Source organism: Gemmiger gallinarum (genome assembly GCF_014982805.1).
GTDB lineage: Bacteria > Bacillota > Clostridia > Oscillospirales > Ruminococcaceae > Gemmiger > Gemmiger gallinarum.
Genome location: NZ_JADCKC010000003.1, coordinates 325,557 through 340,529 on the forward strand (window position 1 = coordinate 325,557; position 14,973 = coordinate 340,529).

14 protein-coding genes and 1 tRNA gene are annotated in these 14,973 nt (G+C 61.5%); 6 read left to right on the forward strand and 9 right to left on the reverse strand.

What is annotated here, in order from left to right; all coding sequences use genetic code 11:
• Window positions 1-42: 42 nt before the first annotated feature.
• From larC to INF35_RS10720, 4 genes are all read right to left on the reverse strand, one after another.
• The gene (gene larC / locus INF35_RS10705) at window positions 43-1,401 is read right to left on the reverse strand and encodes a nickel pincer cofactor biosynthesis protein LarC (RefSeq protein WP_193502315.1); all 1,359 of its coding nucleotides are present in this window, start codon (window positions 1,399-1,401) and stop codon (window positions 43-45) included.
• Window positions 1,398-2,162, reverse strand: a complete 765-nt coding sequence (gene larB, locus INF35_RS10710) for a nickel pincer cofactor biosynthesis protein LarB (protein WP_193502317.1) — start codon at window positions 2,160-2,162, stop codon at window positions 1,398-1,400. The genes larC and larB overlap by 4 nt, the downstream gene beginning before the upstream one ends.
• Before the next feature lie 13 nt (window positions 2,163-2,175).
• Window positions 2,176-2,931 carry an ATP-dependent sacrificial sulfur transferase LarE gene (larE, locus tag INF35_RS10715; RefSeq protein WP_193502319.1) on the reverse strand — a complete coding sequence of 252 codons (756 nt, stop codon included), beginning with the start codon at window positions 2,929-2,931 and terminating at the stop codon, window positions 2,176-2,178.
• A gap of 211 nt (window positions 2,932-3,142) precedes the next feature.
• On the reverse strand, window positions 3,143-3,574 hold the full coding sequence (locus INF35_RS10720; RefSeq protein WP_193502976.1) for a DUF3842 family protein: 432 nt from the start codon (window positions 3,572-3,574) through the stop codon (window positions 3,143-3,145).
• A 169-nt stretch (window positions 3,575-3,743) separates the two neighbouring features.
• Between INF35_RS10720 and INF35_RS10725 the strand changes: the two genes are divergently transcribed.
• From INF35_RS10725 to INF35_RS10740, 4 genes are all read left to right on the forward strand, one after another.
• Window positions 3,744-3,830 (forward strand) — tRNA-Leu (locus tag INF35_RS10725).
• Between the two features lie 469 nt (window positions 3,831-4,299).
• Window positions 4,300-4,674 (forward strand): ArsR/SmtB family transcription factor, encoded by a 375-nt coding sequence (locus tag INF35_RS10730; RefSeq protein ID WP_193502321.1) that lies wholly within the window; start codon window positions 4,300-4,302, stop codon window positions 4,672-4,674.
• Between the two features lie 36 nt (window positions 4,675-4,710).
• Window positions 4,711-4,926, forward strand: a complete 216-nt coding sequence (locus tag INF35_RS10735; protein ID WP_193502324.1) for a cation transporter — start codon at window positions 4,711-4,713, stop codon at window positions 4,924-4,926.
• Between the two features lie 42 nt (window positions 4,927-4,968).
• On the forward strand, window positions 4,969-6,834 hold the full coding sequence (locus INF35_RS10740) for a heavy metal translocating P-type ATPase (protein WP_193502326.1): 1,866 nt from the start codon (window positions 4,969-4,971) through the stop codon (window positions 6,832-6,834).
• 87 nt (window positions 6,835-6,921) lie between these two features.
• Here INF35_RS10740 and INF35_RS10745 read toward each other — a convergent pair whose 3' ends face one another.
• From INF35_RS10745 to INF35_RS10765, 5 genes are all read right to left on the reverse strand, one after another.
• A complete protein-coding gene (locus INF35_RS10745; protein WP_193503023.1) occupies window positions 6,922-7,683 on the reverse strand; it encodes a hypothetical protein in 762 nt (253 codons plus the stop codon).
• A gap of 142 nt (window positions 7,684-7,825) precedes the next feature.
• Window positions 7,826-9,205, reverse strand: coding sequence for an aldehyde dehydrogenase (locus INF35_RS10750; protein WP_193502328.1), 1,380 nt, complete (start codon window positions 9,203-9,205; stop codon window positions 7,826-7,828).
• Window positions 9,108-10,421: an iron-containing alcohol dehydrogenase gene (locus tag INF35_RS10755; protein WP_193502330.1), complete on the reverse strand. Its 1,314-nt coding sequence runs from the start codon at window positions 10,419-10,421 to the stop codon at window positions 9,108-9,110. The genes INF35_RS10750 and INF35_RS10755 overlap by 98 nt, the downstream gene beginning before the upstream one ends.
• Window positions 10,422-10,706: 285 nt before the next feature.
• Window positions 10,707-12,386, reverse strand: a complete 1,680-nt coding sequence (gene ptsP / locus INF35_RS10760; protein ID WP_193502332.1) for a phosphoenolpyruvate--protein phosphotransferase — start codon at window positions 12,384-12,386, stop codon at window positions 10,707-10,709.
• A gap of 159 nt (window positions 12,387-12,545) precedes the next feature.
• Window positions 12,546-12,803, reverse strand: coding sequence for an HPr family phosphocarrier protein (locus INF35_RS10765; RefSeq protein ID WP_193502333.1), 258 nt, complete (start codon window positions 12,801-12,803; stop codon window positions 12,546-12,548).
• Window positions 12,804-13,224: 421 nt separating this feature from the next.
• Here INF35_RS10765 and INF35_RS10770 point away from each other — a divergent pair, with 421 nt between their 5' ends.
• Both INF35_RS10770 and epsC read left to right on the forward strand, forming a co-directional pair.
• Window positions 13,225-14,103 (forward strand): PepSY domain-containing protein, encoded by an 879-nt coding sequence (locus INF35_RS10770; protein ID WP_193502334.1) that lies wholly within the window; start codon window positions 13,225-13,227, stop codon window positions 14,101-14,103.
• A 152-nt stretch (window positions 14,104-14,255) separates the two neighbouring features.
• A complete protein-coding gene (gene epsC, locus INF35_RS10775) occupies window positions 14,256-14,915 on the forward strand; it encodes a serine O-acetyltransferase EpsC (RefSeq protein WP_193502335.1) in 660 nt (219 codons plus the stop codon).
• Window positions 14,916-14,973: the final 58 nt, after the last annotated feature.

Genomic DNA, 14,973 nt, shown 5'->3' on the forward strand with positions numbered 1-14,973 from the left:
ATGGACCCCGCCGGGTTTCCGCCGCGGGGATGCGGCCGGTAATCAGGCGTTGCCGTCGATCTTCCGGAGGACTTCCTCCAACACCTGCTGGTAGGAGATGCCGTTTGCCTTTGCCAGGGCGGCGGCATCTTCATATTCCGGCTTGGCATGGCGGATGCCGAAGCCCCGTGCATACTTGACCCGCACCGGGCCCCACTGAGTCTCCACCGTTCCGGCGGAGGGCTCCAGGAAATACTTTTCGCACCGGCGGACCCGCAGGCCGTTGCTGGTGGTGTAGCGAAGCACCTCCCGCGCCAGGTCGGAGATCTTGTCGGCGTCGCACAGCACGGTGAGCAGATGGCCGGGACGGCCTTTCTTCATGGTGCCGGGCACGGTGTAGACATCCAGGGCCCCCAGCTCCAGCAGACGGCCGCAGGCAAAGGCCAGGGCCTCGGGGCTCATGTCGTCAATGTTGCAGACCAGCTCGGTGATCTGGCCGTTGGACTCCTCCCGGGTATTGCCCCAGAAGCTGCGCACGCAGTTGGCCTGGCCGAAGTCCTTGGTGCCGATGCCCACGCCGATCTGCTCCACCGTCATCACCGGCATGGGGCCGAAGCTCGACGCAAAATGGGCCAGCAGCGCCGCGCCGGTGGGGGTGCACAGCTCGCCCATAATGCTGCCGCCGTAAGTGGGGACGCCTTCCAGCAGGTTGGCGGTGGCGGGAGCAGGCACCGGCATGATGCCGTGGGCACAGCGCACCGTGCCGCTGCCCACATGGATGGGCGACACCACGATCCGGTCGGGGTGCAGCAAATAGAGGGCGTAGCAGACGCCGGTCACATCGGCCACGGCGTCCAGGGCACCCACCTCATGGTAGTGGACATCCCCCACCGGGCAGCCGTGGGCCTTGGCCTCTGCTTTGGCAATGTCATCGTAGACAGCCCGGGCAGCGGTGCGCACCTCCTGAGGCAGGGGCAGAGCGTCGATGATCTCCGCAATATGCCCCGGGGTGGAATGATGGTGGGCGTGGGCATGGTCGTGGGTGTGCTCCTCGCCATGAGGATGGTCGTAGCCATGCTCTTCATGGTCGTGATCGTGGGGGTGCTCATGGACATGGTGGTGTTCGTGGTCATGCACATGGACATGTTCATGGCTGTGGAGATGGGCCTCCTCCTGTGCCTCCCCGTGGGTGTGGTCAGGGGCGGCGGGTTCCACTTCCTCCTCGCCGTGGACGGTTACCGCCATATGGGTGCCTGCGATGCCGCAGGTCTTGGCAGCCCTGGCCTCCAGGGCCACACCGGGCAGGCCCAGGCCGTTCATGGTATTCAGGAAAGCTTCCTTGTCGGGCAGCAGTTCATACAGGGACGCCATGAGCATATCGCCAGCAGCACCCATGGCACATTCAATGTACAGCGTTTTCATTTTGTCTCCAGTCCTTCCATTTGATTGATGCGGCTGGCGAGATACCCCGCCCCGAAACCGTTGTCGATATTGACCACACTGCAACCCGACGCGCAGGAGTTGAGCATGGACAAAAGCGCCGACAGACCGCCGAAGCTGGCGCCGTACCCCACGCTGGTGGGCACTGCAATGACCGGGCAGTCCACCAGACCGCCGATGACCGACGCCAGAGCGCCCTCCATGCCGGCCACCGCCACCACGCAGCGTGCCTGCATGAGCACATCCAGGTTGGACAGCAGCCGGTGCAGCCCGGCCACCCCCACATCATACAGGCGGGTCACATGGTTGCCCATGGCCTCGGCGGTGAGGGCGGCTTCCTCGGCCACCGGCATGTCGCTGGTGCCCCCTGTGGCCACCACAATGTTGCCCAGGTCCCGGCGCTCGCCGGGGAAGGCCAGACCCAGCCGAGGGCTCTCGTGATACTCAAGAGGCACCTGGGATGCCACATAGTCGGCGGCCTCCTTGCCCATGCGGGTGATGAGGATGTTTCTGCATCCCCGCTCCCCCATGGCCGCCGCAATGCCTGCGATCTGTTCCGGCGTCTTGCCTGCGCCGTAGATGACCTCGGCGGCACCCTGGCGCACGCTGCGGTGCAGGTCCACCTTGGCATAGCCCAGATCCTCAAAGGGGGCTTCCTTCAGTTCCAGCAGAGCGTCCTCCGGCCTGGTCTCGCCGTTGGCCACGCTGCGCAGAAGGCAAAGAATATCATGCTTGTTGTCCATTTTGCTCCTCCTCTTATACCGACGCCTTGCGGGGCGCAAGGTCCAGTGTCACAGCCGAAAACTCCGGCGCCAGCGCCCGGAGGATCTCCTCCCGCCGGGCCAGCACCCGGGGCAGCTGCTCCTCCGTCACCTGAAGACGGGCCGCGCCGTCCGCCGTGCGCACCCGGAAGTCTGTGAATCCCAGCCCGGCCATGGCGGCCTCCGCCATTTCCACCCTGGTCAGCATCTCCGCCGTGAGGGCGGTGCCGGTGGGGATCCGGGTGGCCAGGCAGGCGTAGGCGGGCTTGTTCCAGGTGAAGATCCCCGCCTCTTTGGACAGCCGCCGGACCTCCGCTTTGGTGATGCCGCATTCCCGCAGGGGGGAACGGACTTCCAGCTCCCGCAGAGCCACCATGCCGGGACGGTCCCCCGCATCGTCGGAGGCATTGGTGCCGTCCAGAAGCACCGTGTAGCCGTCATTGGCAGCCGCCCGGCGCAGCTGGGTGAACAGCGCCTTCTTGCAGTAGTAGCAGCGGCGGGGACCGTTCTCGGCGGCTTTTTCCACCGCCAGCACATCCAGTTCGATGACCGTCATGGGCACATCCAGTTCCTTTGCCAGGCGGCGGGCATCCTCCAGCTCAAAAGCGGGCTGAAAGGCGGTCTTGATGTAGTAGGCCCGCAGGTCGCAGCCGTACTGTCTGGACGCCCACATCAAAAAGGCCGAGTCCGTCCCGCCCGAAAAGGCCAGCGCTGCCCGGGGCACCTGGCGGAAAAATTGTTCCAGTGTCATGGGGTTCTCCTCTCCGCCCCGGCGCCGGCTTGCAGGCCAAAGCGTCGGGAAATTTGTTTCTTTATTTTCTTAACCATTTTTTGAGACAAAAAAGAGGTGCCCGCTTTCCTGCCGAAAGCAGACACCTTCCTGGTATCCAAATCGTTCGCTATTCTTGTAACCGGCGGGGACAAATGCTGATTTTATTCCCCATGGCGGCTTCGGCCGCAGGTCACCGGCTTCCTGCCGTGTGATCGGGGTTGCATACATTCTGCAGCGCATCCACCGCGCTCTGGATCAGCCGGGACATGGGCAGCTCCTGTGCCCCTGCCACAATGTTGTCGCATTGATTGACCGGCACCAGCACCCGCACGGCGGAGCTTTGCCCCACCGCCATGGCGGCTTTGGGGGTGATCTCCCCCAGCATGGCATCGGCAATGACAATGCCCACCGGTCCCATAATGATGTCCGCCCTGCGGCAGCCCACAAGGATGGCATTCTCTCCGGTGGCGGCCTGGTCGGCTCCCGCACGCAGCATGGCGGTAGTCGCCGCACTGTTGGTGCCCACGGCCAGCACCCGCACGCCGGGGCACTGCGCCTTGATTGCCGCGACCAGCTGACGGCCCAATCCGCCGCCCTGGCCGTCAATGACCATGACCTTCAACATTTATCACCTTGCCTGTCCAAGGGCATTATCCCATAGTGTGAAAAAAAAGTCAAGAAAATGCAGCGGCGTCTCGTTTTTGTGCGATATCCCCTCTATGCCGGAAGGGGCGGCAGTACAGAAAGTGCTTGATTTGATCGCTTTTTCATGGTATACTAATCAGGTATCAGCCGGTGTGTTGGAATTGGCAGACGAGACGGACTCAAAATCCGTTGCTGGCAACAGCGTGTGGGTTCGACCCCCACCACCGGCACCACGTTTGAATGGACTGTGCTCCATTCAAAAAGCCCAGCCAGTTGGCTGGGCTTTTCTCATACCGTTCTGTCATTCCTCCTTCTCCCCAACCTACGGGCCAAGGAGGAGAGCGGACATCAATTTCATCACGCAAACACATATCGAAATGGACTACGCTCCATCCAAAAAGCCCAGCTGTTTGGCCGGGCTTTTCTTATATTATTGCGGCATTTCCTTCTTCCCTTCACTTTGGTATACAAACTTTGGCAGTAGGCCCCCTACATCGGCCTGCAAAGGCGGCGGGATGCATCGGATGCCTCTCCCCGCCGCTTTTGCCCCGGCCTGTGGTCGGTTTTGTTCCTCCTTTTCCTGAAGTTATCATCTCTTTGCAAAAAAATCGCTGCTTTTTCCGGGTCTGCTATTGACAAACGGCTGCGGCGGAGCTATATTATCATCATATGAACAAACGTTCACATGAAAGGATGAGGTGAATGGCATCTCCCGAAGTACCCCGCAGCCCCTCCGCGGAAGGGGAATTCCTTGCCGCACAGCCCGACGTGGTGGAGCGCCTGCGGGAGGATCTGCCGGATGACGAGGTTTTGTATGATCTGGCTGAGCTGTTCCGCATGTTTGCGGACTCCACTCGCATCAAGATCCTGTATGCGCTGTTTGAAAGTGAGCTCTGCGTGGGAGACATTGCCCAGCTGCTCAACCTTTCGCAGAGCTCCGTCAGTCACCAGCTGCGGCTGCTGAAAAACAGCAAGCTGGTCAAATTTCGCCGGGAAGGCAAGGTCATCTTTTACTCGCTGGACGACGACCATGTCCGCAGCATGATTGCTCTGGGCATGGAACACGTTGAAGAATAACCCCATAGATCACCATATAAGAAGGAGTGCTCTGTCATGCAGAAGAAATTCAACATCGAAGTGGATTGCGCCAACTGCGCCGCCAAAATCGAAAATGCCCTGAACAAGATGGAGGGCGTCAACCGTGCCAGCGTCAGCTTTATGACCCAGAAGCTGGTACTGGATGCCGACGACGACCGCTTTGCCGCCGTGCTGAAGGACGCGGTCAAGACTGCCAAAAAAATCGAGCCGGACTTTGAGATCGAGCTGTAAAATTTGATGCACCATTTCAAATCAAACTGGGGGCAATTTCCTATGACCAAAAAGCAGAAAAAGACCCTGTACCGCATCATCGCCGCTGCGGTTTTGCTGATCGTGGTTGCGCTTGTGACCGAGTCCATTCCCATGCCGCAGGTTTTACAGTTTGTGCTGCATCTGGTGCCCTATCTGGTGATCGGCTGGGACATTCTGCGCAAGGCATTTCTGGGCATCCTCCACGGCGAAGTCTTTGACGAGAACTTCCTCATGGCCATTGCCACCGTGGGCGCCATGGGCGTGGGCGAATACCGTGAGGGCGTGGCCGTCATGCTGTTCTATCAGGTGGGCGAGCTGTTCCAGAGCTACGCGGTGGGCAAAAGCCGCCGCAGCATCGCGGCGCTGATGGACATTCGTCCCGACAGCGCCAACCTGGAACAGGCCGACGGCAGCCTGAACACCGTGGACCCCGAGGAAGTACCGGTGGGCGCGGTGATCGTCGTCCGCCCGGGCGAGCGTGTTCCCCTGGACGGCGCGGTGCTGTCCGGCGAATCCAGCCTGAACACCAGCGCCCTCACCGGCGAGAGCGTTCCCCGCACGGTGCGTCCCGGAGACGAGGTCATCAGCGGCTGTGTCAACGGGGACGGCCTGCTGCGCATTGAGGTACGCAAGCCCTACGGCGAGTCCACCGTGGCCAAGATCCTGGACCTGGTGGAAAATTCCAGCCTGAAAAAAGCCCGGGCGGAAAACTTCATCACCAAATTTGCCCGGTACTACACTCCCGCCGTCTGCATTGCCGCCCTGGCGCTGGCCGTCATCCCGCCGCTGTTTGTGGACGGGTGGATGACCTGGTTCACCCGTGCCCTGACCTTCCTGGTCATCAGCTGCCCCTGCGCCCTGGTCATCAGCATCCCGCTGACCTTCTTCGGCGGCATCGGCGGAGCCTCCCGGCAGGGCGTACTCATCAAGGGCGGCAACTATCTGGAAGCTCTGGCCCATACCGAGACCGCCGTCTTTGACAAGACCGGCACCCTGACCCGGGGCATCTTTGCAGTGGAGCGGGTCCGCCCCGCCGGGGACTATGCCGAAGCCCAGGTCATTGAGCTGGCCGCCCAGGCGGAGAGCTACTCCAACCACCCCATCAGCAAGAGCCTGCGGGCCGCCTGTGCTGAGCAGCCCGACCCCAAGCGCACCTCCGATGTGCAGGAGATCGCCGGGCAGGGCATCCGCGCCAGCGTGGACGGCCACGCCGTGGCCGTGGGCAACGCCCGCCTGATGGAGGCTCTGGGCATTGCATACATTCCCGACGACGGCGTAGGCACCGTGGTCTATGTCGCCTGCGACGGGGCGTTCCTGGGCTCTATCCTCATTGCGGATGAGGTCAAACCCACCGCTGCGGCGGCCGTCTCCGCCCTGAAAAAGCAGGGGGTGCGCACCGTCATGCTCACCGGCGACGCCCCCGCCGTGGCGGAGCACGTGGCTGCTGAGCTGGGCATGGACGAGGTCCACGCAGGCCTGCTGCCCGGCGACAAGGTGGAACAAGTGGAAGCCCTGCTGGCCGCCAAGCGGCCGGGTTCCAGCCTTGCCTTTGTAGGCGACGGCATCAACGATGCCCCCGTCCTCATGCGCGCGGATGTGGGCATTGCCATGGGCGCGCTGGGCAGTGACGCCGCCATCGAGGCCGCCGACGTGGTGCTGATGGACGACGACCCCGCCAAGCTGTCCGACGCCATGCGCCTGGCCCGCAAATGCATGCGCATCGTCTATGAGAACATCATCTTTGCCCTGGGTATCAAGATTGCCTTCCTGATCCTGGGTGCGGCGGGCATCGCCACCATGTGGTGGGCGGTCTTTGCCGACGTGGGCGTCATGGTGCTGGCCGTGCTCAACGCCATGCGGATGCTCTCGACTCCCAAAAAGCACTGACCTCTCCTTTGTGTAACCCGTTTATCCATATAAAGCAGGCCCCCGGCAGGTATTTCTCCTGCCGGGGGCTGTTTTGTCTCTTCCGGTTTATTCCTCATTATCGGGGCCTGCAAAGGACGGTTGGCCGTAGGCGTCCACCCGCCAGCCGTTTTCGGTATTGACCAGACGGATGGTAAGGTGTCCCACCTTGTCATAGCTGACCGCCCGCCGGGCGATGTAATCCTCGGTGCTCTCCCCTTCCATGGGGATGGTGTAATGGGCAATGCGGTAAAACTCCACCGTATTGTCGTCCGCCGAGATGAGCTGGAAGGTATCGGGCACGTCAGATACCTCGCTGTTTCCGCCGATGCCGATATCCGCCGCTGCCAGCTTGCCGTCGATGGAGATGAACCGCCAGTCAAAGCCCCGCTCCTCCAGAAACTCCGGAGTGAACACGGTGAGGAGCTGCTCCCGGTAGTATTCCAGGGTAGCGTTCTCCCCCTCCAGGATCTGGTAGCGGAAGGTGGTGCCGGTGTCCGCCTGCCTTTCCACCTCCGGCTGGTCGGAGTAGTTCCAACTGTACTGATACATGACCGAGAAGGTATCCCCGAACAATGGCTGGGATGCCTTGTCCGCCCGGGTGTAAATGTCGTACTGCTCGGAAGTCAGAAAGACCTCCGGGCTGTCCACTTCCTCCCCCGCCGGGGTGGGCGCAGGCGTGGGCGTGGGGTCCGGTTCCGGGGTGGGGGTTGCCTGTACCGGCTGGGGCGCGGGGGTCGCTTCCCCGCCGGGCAGCTGGACAGTTACGGTACAGCCCACCAGCAGCCCCGCCGCCAGCAGCACAGTCAAAGCAGCACAAATTTGTTTCATGGCGATCCCTCCGGTTCTTCCCATGGCATTTTCCGCACCCCAACGCCGCGGGGTGCACAAAAGGGGAGGATTCTGGCCCGGGCGGGCCTTTCTCCTCCCCTGTATGATAGAATGCAAATGCGTCCGAACTGTGTCTGCGGGCTCAGCGCAGGAACATCCGGATCATCCGGTCTTTCAGGCTGGTATAGGGCTGGTAGCGCATGGGCAGATCGATCCAGGTCTTTTTGTCCACGATGCTGCGGGTGTGGCTGAATTCCTCAAACCCGGCCTTGCCGTGGTAGCCCCCCATGCCGCTCTCCCCCACACCGCCGAAGGGCATGGCGCTGGTAGCCAGATGGATGATGGTATCGTTGATGCAGCCGCCGCCGAACCGGCAGCGGGACAACACCTGCTTGCGATTGGCGCTGCTGGAGGTAAAGAAGTAGAGGGCCAACGGATGGGGGCAGCTCTCCACCTGGGCGATGGCCTCGTCCAGGCTGTTCCAGGTCAGCACCGGCAAAATGGGTCCGAAGATTTCCTCCCCCATGACGGCATCGTCAAAGGTAACGTCTGTCATGACAGTGGGAGCAATGCGCAGGGTCCGGGCATTGGCGTTGCCGCCCGCCACCACCTTGGCAGGGTCGATCAGGCCCAGAATACGGTCAAAATGCTTCTGGTTGATGATCTTGCCGTAGTTCTCATTTTGGAGAGGATCGGCGCCGAACTGGGCGGTGATCTCCTCCCGGATGGCCTGGACCAGCTCGTTCCGGATGGATGCTTCACAGTAAAGATAGTCGGGAGCCACGCAGGTCTGGCCGCAGTTGAGGTACTTGCCAAAGACAATGCGCTTGGCCGCCAGGCGGATGTTGGCGGTAGCGTCCACGATGCAGGGGCTTTTGCCGCCCAGTTCCAGGGTGACGGGAGTCAGGTACTCCGCCGCGTGGCGCAGCACTTCCCGGCCCACGGTCTTGCCGCCGGTGAAAAAGATCTTGTCAAACTTCTGGTTGAGCAGGGCCTGGTTTTCGGCGCGGCCCCCGGTGACCACAAAGACGTACTCGGGGTCAAAGCACTCGGCAATCAATTTCTGGATGACGGCAGAGGTAGCCGGGGCATAGGCGCTGGGCTTGACCACGGCAGTGTTGCCGGCGGCAAGGGCGTCGATAAGAGGTTCCAGCGTCAGCATCAGGGGGTAGTTCCAGGGGCTCATGATGAGCACATTGCCGTAGGGCGACGGGCTGCGGAAGCTGTGGGCCGCAAACTGGGCCAGCGGAGTCATGACGGTATGGCCGCGCATCAGCCCCGCCAGGTGGCGGCGCATCCAGCTCAGCTCCGACAGGGTCATGCCGGTCTCGCACATGTAGCTTTCCACAGCGCCCTTGCCCAGGTCGGCTTTCAGCGCGGCGTTGATCTCCTCCTCGTGGCGGAGGATGGCGTTTTGAAGGTCCTCAAGCGCCTTTGCTCGAAAGGCTCTGGGCAGCGTTTTGCCCGTCGAAAAGAATCTGCGCTGACTTTCCAGCACCTGCGCGATCTGTTGTTCTGTCATTGGTGTTTTCCTCCGTTTTGGGCATGACCAGGCGGTACAGGGCCTGGAGTTCCTGGGCGTCCATCAGGACAGGCACAGGGTAAAGGGGATTGGCCTCATGGTCGGCGTTGCGGGCCAGCTTGGGCAGGTCCTCCTCCCGGATGCCTTCCAGCGTGCGGGGGATCTCCATGCGGGCGTTCATCTCCCGGATGCGGGCGATGAACTTGGCCGAGGCCTCCGCCGGGGTATCGCTGGCGCCGGCCACGCCCACCTCCACGGCCAGGCGGCCCAGGCGCTTGTGGGCGGCAGTGCCGTAGGCTTCCAGCACTTCGGGCAGCAGCACCGCGTTGGCCAGACCGTGGGCGATGCCGTACTGGCCGCCCAGGGAATGGGCCACCGCATGGACGTAGCCCACGTAGCTCTTGGTAAAGGCAGTGCCCGCCAGGTAAGCGGCCCGCAGCATCTTGGCACGGGCGGTCAGATCGCCGCCGTTCTCCCAGGCCACGGGCAGGCTTTCCAGAATGAGCCGCACGGCGGTGACGGCGGCCTCCCGGGTGCCGCGGGTGGTGGAGCCGCCGATGTAGGCTTCCACCGCGTGGGTCATGGCGTCCATGCCGGTGGTGGCGGTGAGCATGGGCGGCAGGCCCACGGTGACCTCCGGGTCCAACAGGGCATAGGACGGGATAAGGGCAAAGTCGTTGATGGGATACTTGTGATGGGTCTCGCCGTCGGTGATGACGGCGGCCAGAGTGGTCTCGCTGCCGGTACCGGCGGTGGTGGGCACTGCAATGAGCAGGGGCAGGGGCAGCAGGACCTGCAGCAGGCCTTCCATACGGGAGAGGGGTTTGCGGGGGCGGGCAATGCGGGCGCCCGCAGCCTTGGCGCAGTCCATGGAGGAGCCGCCGCCAAAGGCGATGATGGCGCCGCAGCCGTCGTCCAGATACATCTGGCGGGCGGCTTCCACGTTGGCAACGGTGGGGTTGGCGACGGTCTCGTCAAAAATGCTGACGCCGATGCCCGCATTGGCCAGAGCCTGCTCCAGCGGCTCGGTCAGGTGGTGGCTGCGGATGCCCTTGTCGGTGACCAGCAGCACCCGGGCGATTTTTTTCTGTTTCAGCAGTTCGGCCACGCCGTTCACGCCGTCCAGCAGCTTGGGCTCCCGGTAGGGCAGAAAGGGCAGCGCGGTGCGCATGACAAACTGGAAGGTACGGCAGTAGACTTTTTTGACGATATTCATGGACATGGCCTCCCCGGCATTCAGGCGTTATCAACGGTTCCAGATGGCTCCGGATTTATAACTAAATTTCCTGAATCATTCTAGCACTTCTGGCTCCATATTCCTACTGTCGTTTCGCCGGATTTCTGCGCTTTGTCCAAATTTTTTATGGCGAGATTTGCATACTTTTTGCCGTACTGCGGTAAATCTTTGTCCTTTGCCGTCTCGACTGCGGCGCACAGGCGCAAAAAGCGGGAGCCCGGGCCGCAGTCCGGGCTCCCGCTCGTATCTCATGAAATAGAGGGATCAGGTCGCCTGATACTCGTTATTCAGCGCGTCCAGAATCCGGGCACTGCTCTCGCGGGTATCGGTCATGCGGACCGCATTGCGCAGAGGCAGGACAGCCCGGGGGCTGACGGACAGCTCGTCAATGCCGATGGCCAGGAAGGTCTCGGTCAAAGTCAGGTCCGCGCCCAGCTCGCCGCAAATGCCCACCCAGATGCCGTTTTTGTGGGCGTTCTCCACCACCATCTGCAGCAGGCGCAGGACGGCGGGGTGATGCGGGTCATAGAAACGGCCCAGATCGTTGTTCTGACGGTCGCAGGCCAGGGTGTACTGGGTCAGGTCGTTGGTGCCGCAGCTGAAGAAGTCCACTTCCTTGGCCAGGCGGTCGGACATGATGGCCGCGGCGGGGGTCTCGATCATGATGCCGATCTGGACATCCTCACTGTAGGGGATGCCCTCGGCTTTCAGCTCGCGCTTGACTTCCTCGCAGAGCTTTTTGGCCTCCCGGACCTCCCAGACGCTGGTGACCATGGGGAACATGATGCCCAGCTTGCCGAAGGCAGATGCCCGGAACAAAGCCCGCAGCTGCGTGCGGAAGAAGTCCGGCCGGGTCAGGCTGATGCGCAGGGCGCGCATGCCCATGGCGGGGTTGTCCTCCTTGGGCAGGTTGAAGTAGCCGATCTGCTTGTCGGCGCCGATATCGCAGGTACGGATGATGACTTCCTTGTCCTCCATGTCGGAGAGCACCTGCTTGTAGGCCTCAAACTGCTGATCCTCGGTGGGATAATCGTCGCAGTTGAGGTAGAGGAACTCGCTGCGGAAGAGGCCGATGCCGCCGCCGTCGTTGACCTGCACGGCATGGACATCCTCGGGGCTGCCGATGTTGCAGTAGATGCGGATGCTCTTGCCGTCCTTGGTAATGTTGGGCTGGCCCTTGAGGGATTCCAGCAGGCGCTGCAGGCGCAGCTGCTCCTCCCGCTTTTTCAGCAGGCGGTCCCGGGTCATGTCGTCGGGGTCGATGACCACGTTGCCGGTGGCGCCGTCGATGATGACCTGGCGGCCCTCATACTCCGGCTTGAGGGCGTCGCCCACACCCACAATGGCGGGGATGCCCATGGTGCGGGCCAGAATGGCGGTGTGGCTGGAGCCGGAACCACCCGCCGTGATGAAGCCCAGAATCTTGGTTTTATCCAGCTGGACCGTCTCGGAGGGAGCCAGGTCGTCGGCCGCCAGCAGAACGGGGACCTCGGAGGCAATGCCGCCCTCCACAGTACCGTTGAGGATGGACAGAATACGGCGGGACACGTCCTTGACATCGGCGGCGCGGGCCTGCATATAGCTGTCGTCCATGGACTCGAACATCTGGGCAAACTGCACCGCCACATCGGTGACAGCCGCCTCGGCATTGCTCTTGTTTTCTTTGATCAGACCCTCGATGGCTTCCTCGTAGTCCAGGTCCTCGGCCATCATCTGATGGGTCTCAAACAGCATGGCAGCTTCGTCGCCGGCCTCGGCGCGGGCTTTTTCAGCCAGCTCGCCCAGCTGCTCGATGGCAGCGGTCTGTGCGCCCTTGAAGCGATGCCACTCAGCGTCCACGTCCTCCACCTGATAGCGGGTGATGGTGGTTTTTGCACGGTGATAGAAATACAGCGGGCCGATCCCGACCCCGGAAGAGACACCCTTACCCTGAATGGTGATCATTTTTTCTACCTTCTCCTTACTTGCTTGTCCGCAACATGGCGGATGCAGAACGCAAAAACGGCTGTCCCCCGGCCCGGTGGTATGCGGCAGCCAAGCCGCAGTCGCCGTGAGCCAGCGGGCAGCCGCTGTTTTGCGTCAGATCAACGGATATCGTTCCGCTTACAGATGCTCTTTGAAGAATGCCTCCAGAGCAGGAGCTGCGGTATCCTCATCGGCGCCCTCAACGGTGACGGTGACGGTATCGCCGCACTTGACGCCCATGCCCATCAGAGCCATGAGCTTGAGTGCATTGACCGAAGCATCCCCCTTGGTGATGGTGACGGTGCTCTGATATTTTTTGACTTCCTTGACCAGCAGGCCGGCGGGACGGGCATGGATGCCCACCGCTTCCTGGATGGTATACACAAACTGTTTCATGGTAACCTCCCGAATCATAGGCTTAAACACAGATTAAGCCAAAGTTTTAACATAGTTATATTAGCATTTTTCTCACAGAACGTCAACTGAAAACCCACGCTAAACCCGCCTTTTTGTGCATTCAGACAAAATTTGACACCTTTTGAGGGGCTTCTATGCCAAAGCGCCTTTTTCTCTTCCGGCTGCAGCCTTTCGGAGTTCCCGGAACAATATTGCGAACCTGACGCAAAACCCTTCTCAAAGGCTGCCGTCATATGCTTTCGGCTCTGTCAGACCGGGCTGCACCGGAAATTTTTTCACATTTTTTTGAAATTCTGCTGTTTCTAATGTTTCTTTAATCTTGACCTGCTATCCTTTAGTTACAGCAAGAAACGGTACACACTACCGACACCCACAATATAGAGAAAGAAAGGGAAACATCATGAAAAAGACAACATTGCTCGCTCCCCTGGCCCTGACCCTCACTCTGGCCCTTACCACCGGCTGCTCCGCCGCCGCTATGGGTTCCTCCGCCGCCGGAACCACCTCCGGCCTGTCCCCCGCCGGCTCCCCCAGCAGCAACACCACCGCAGGCATTGCGGGCAGCGCCGACTCCTCCGAGTACATCGCTCAGTCCGATGCCGAGAGCATTGCCCTGGCTGACGCCGGACTGACCGCAGACGCCCTGGCAGGCAGCTACAGCCGCCTGGAATACGACGATGGCCGCGCCGTCTACGACATCGAGTTCTGGACCGCCGACACCGAGTACGACTACGAGATCGACGCCGTCAGCGGTGAGATTCTGTCTATGGACTACGACGCCGACAACCACAACCGGCAGAGCGCCACTGCCAGCTCTTCCGCCGGAAGCTCCGACCTCATCAGCGAGGACGACGCCCGCCTGACCGCCCTGACCCACGCCGGCCTTGCAGAAAGAAGCGACGTGCAGTTTGTCCAGTGCAAGCTGGACCGGGACGACGGCCGCCAGGTCTACGACGTGGAATTCTACACGACTACCGCCGAGTATGACTACGAGATCGACGCCGTCACCGGCGAGATCCTTTCCTACGACTACGACGCCGAGCACTACACCGCCCCCGCTGCTTCCGGCACCCAGATCACTTCCGACGATGCCAAGCGCATTGCCCTGGAGCACGCCGGGATCGCCGAGGCCGATGCCACCCGCTTTAAGGTGGAACTGGACGAGGACGACGGCCGCCAGGTCTACGAGGTGGAATGGGAAGTCGGCCGCACCGAGTACTCCTACGAGATCAGCGCCGCTGACGGTTCCATCCTGAACTACGAGACCGATCACGATTGATTGTCTGCTCCCCTCTCCTCTGCCGCCGTGCTTCGTGCACGGCGGCTTTTTGGGCAGTTTCCGGCCGAATTTGCGCGGGGTTTGCTGTACAACCCCTCAAAAACGTGGTATTCTTTTAAGTAAGACTTTGTTTTGAGGGGGAGGGCGACTGTATGGGCCTTTGGGCAGACGCCAAAAACATCCGGGACAAAGACCCCGCCGCACGCAACGTGCTGGAGGTCATTATCCTGTATCCGGGCTTTCATGTGCTGGTCACGCACAAGATCGCTCACTTTTTATACCGGCATCACTGGTTTTTCCTGGCCCGGTTCATCAGTCAGCTGTCCCGCCATCTGACCGGCATTGAGATCCATCCTGGCGCCAAAATCGGCCACAAGCTGTTCATCGACCACGGCATGGGCATCGTTTTTGGCGAGACCACCGAGATTGGCGACAACTGCACCATCTACCACGGCGTCACCCTGGGCGGCACCGGCAAGGACACCGGCAAGCGCCACCCCACCCTGGGCGACAATGTGCTCATCGGCGCGGGGACCAAGGTTCTGGGCCCCGTTTACATCGGTGACAATGTCCGCGTGGGCGCAGGCAGCGTGGTGCTGAAAAACCTGCCCGCCAACTGCACCGCCGTGGGCGTCCCTGCCGAGGTGGTGCGCATCAACAACAAAAAGGTCTGCCCCGCCGACGACCTGGATCAGCAGGATCTGCCCGATCTGTATCAGCAGCGCATCTCCCAGCTGGAGGCCCGCCTGAGCAAGCTGGAGGCCCGCCTGCAGGGAGAATATCCCCCCGACCGCCCCACCGGCGAGCAGTGATCTGCCGCGATTCCCCTTGCTTTTTCCAGGCAAATCCGGTATGATTGACCCTAGCCCC

What these genes read in the sequence shown, in the direction of transcription:
- INF35_RS10740 (WP_193502326.1), top strand. Translation starts at nt 4,969, where the DNA reads ATGACCAAAAAGCAGAAAAAGACCCTGTACCGCATCATCGCCGCTGCG.
- larE (WP_193502319.1), bottom strand. Translation starts at nt 2,931, where the DNA reads ATGACACTGGAACAATTTTTCCGCCAGGTGCCCCGGGCAGCGCTGGCC.
- INF35_RS10755 (WP_193502330.1), bottom strand. Translation starts at nt 10,421, where the DNA reads ATGAATATCGTCAAAAAAGTCTACTGCCGTACCTTCCAGTTTGTCATG.
- INF35_RS10730 (WP_193502321.1), top strand. Translation starts at nt 4,300, where the DNA reads ATGGCATCTCCCGAAGTACCCCGCAGCCCCTCCGCGGAAGGGGAATTC.
- ptsP (WP_193502332.1), bottom strand. Translation starts at nt 12,386, where the DNA reads ATGATCACCATTCAGGGTAAGGGTGTCTCTTCCGGGGTCGGGATCGGC.
- INF35_RS10750 (WP_193502328.1), bottom strand. Translation starts at nt 9,205, where the DNA reads ATGACAGAACAACAGATCGCGCAGGTGCTGGAAAGTCAGCGCAGATTC.
- epsC (WP_193502335.1), top strand. Translation starts at nt 14,256, where the DNA reads ATGGGCCTTTGGGCAGACGCCAAAAACATCCGGGACAAAGACCCCGCC.
- larB (WP_193502317.1), bottom strand. Translation starts at nt 2,162, where the DNA reads ATGGACAACAAGCATGATATTCTTTGCCTTCTGCGCAGCGTGGCCAAC.
- INF35_RS10745 (WP_193503023.1), bottom strand. Translation starts at nt 7,683, where the DNA reads ATGAAACAAATTTGTGCTGCTTTGACTGTGCTGCTGGCGGCGGGGCTG.
- INF35_RS10735 (WP_193502324.1), top strand. Translation starts at nt 4,711, where the DNA reads ATGCAGAAGAAATTCAACATCGAAGTGGATTGCGCCAACTGCGCCGCC.
- INF35_RS10765 (WP_193502333.1), bottom strand. Translation starts at nt 12,803, where the DNA reads ATGAAACAGTTTGTGTATACCATCCAGGAAGCGGTGGGCATCCATGCC.
- INF35_RS10770 (WP_193502334.1), top strand. Translation starts at nt 13,225, where the DNA reads ATGAAAAAGACAACATTGCTCGCTCCCCTGGCCCTGACCCTCACTCTG.
- larC (WP_193502315.1), bottom strand. Translation starts at nt 1,401, where the DNA reads ATGAAAACGCTGTACATTGAATGTGCCATGGGTGCTGCTGGCGATATG.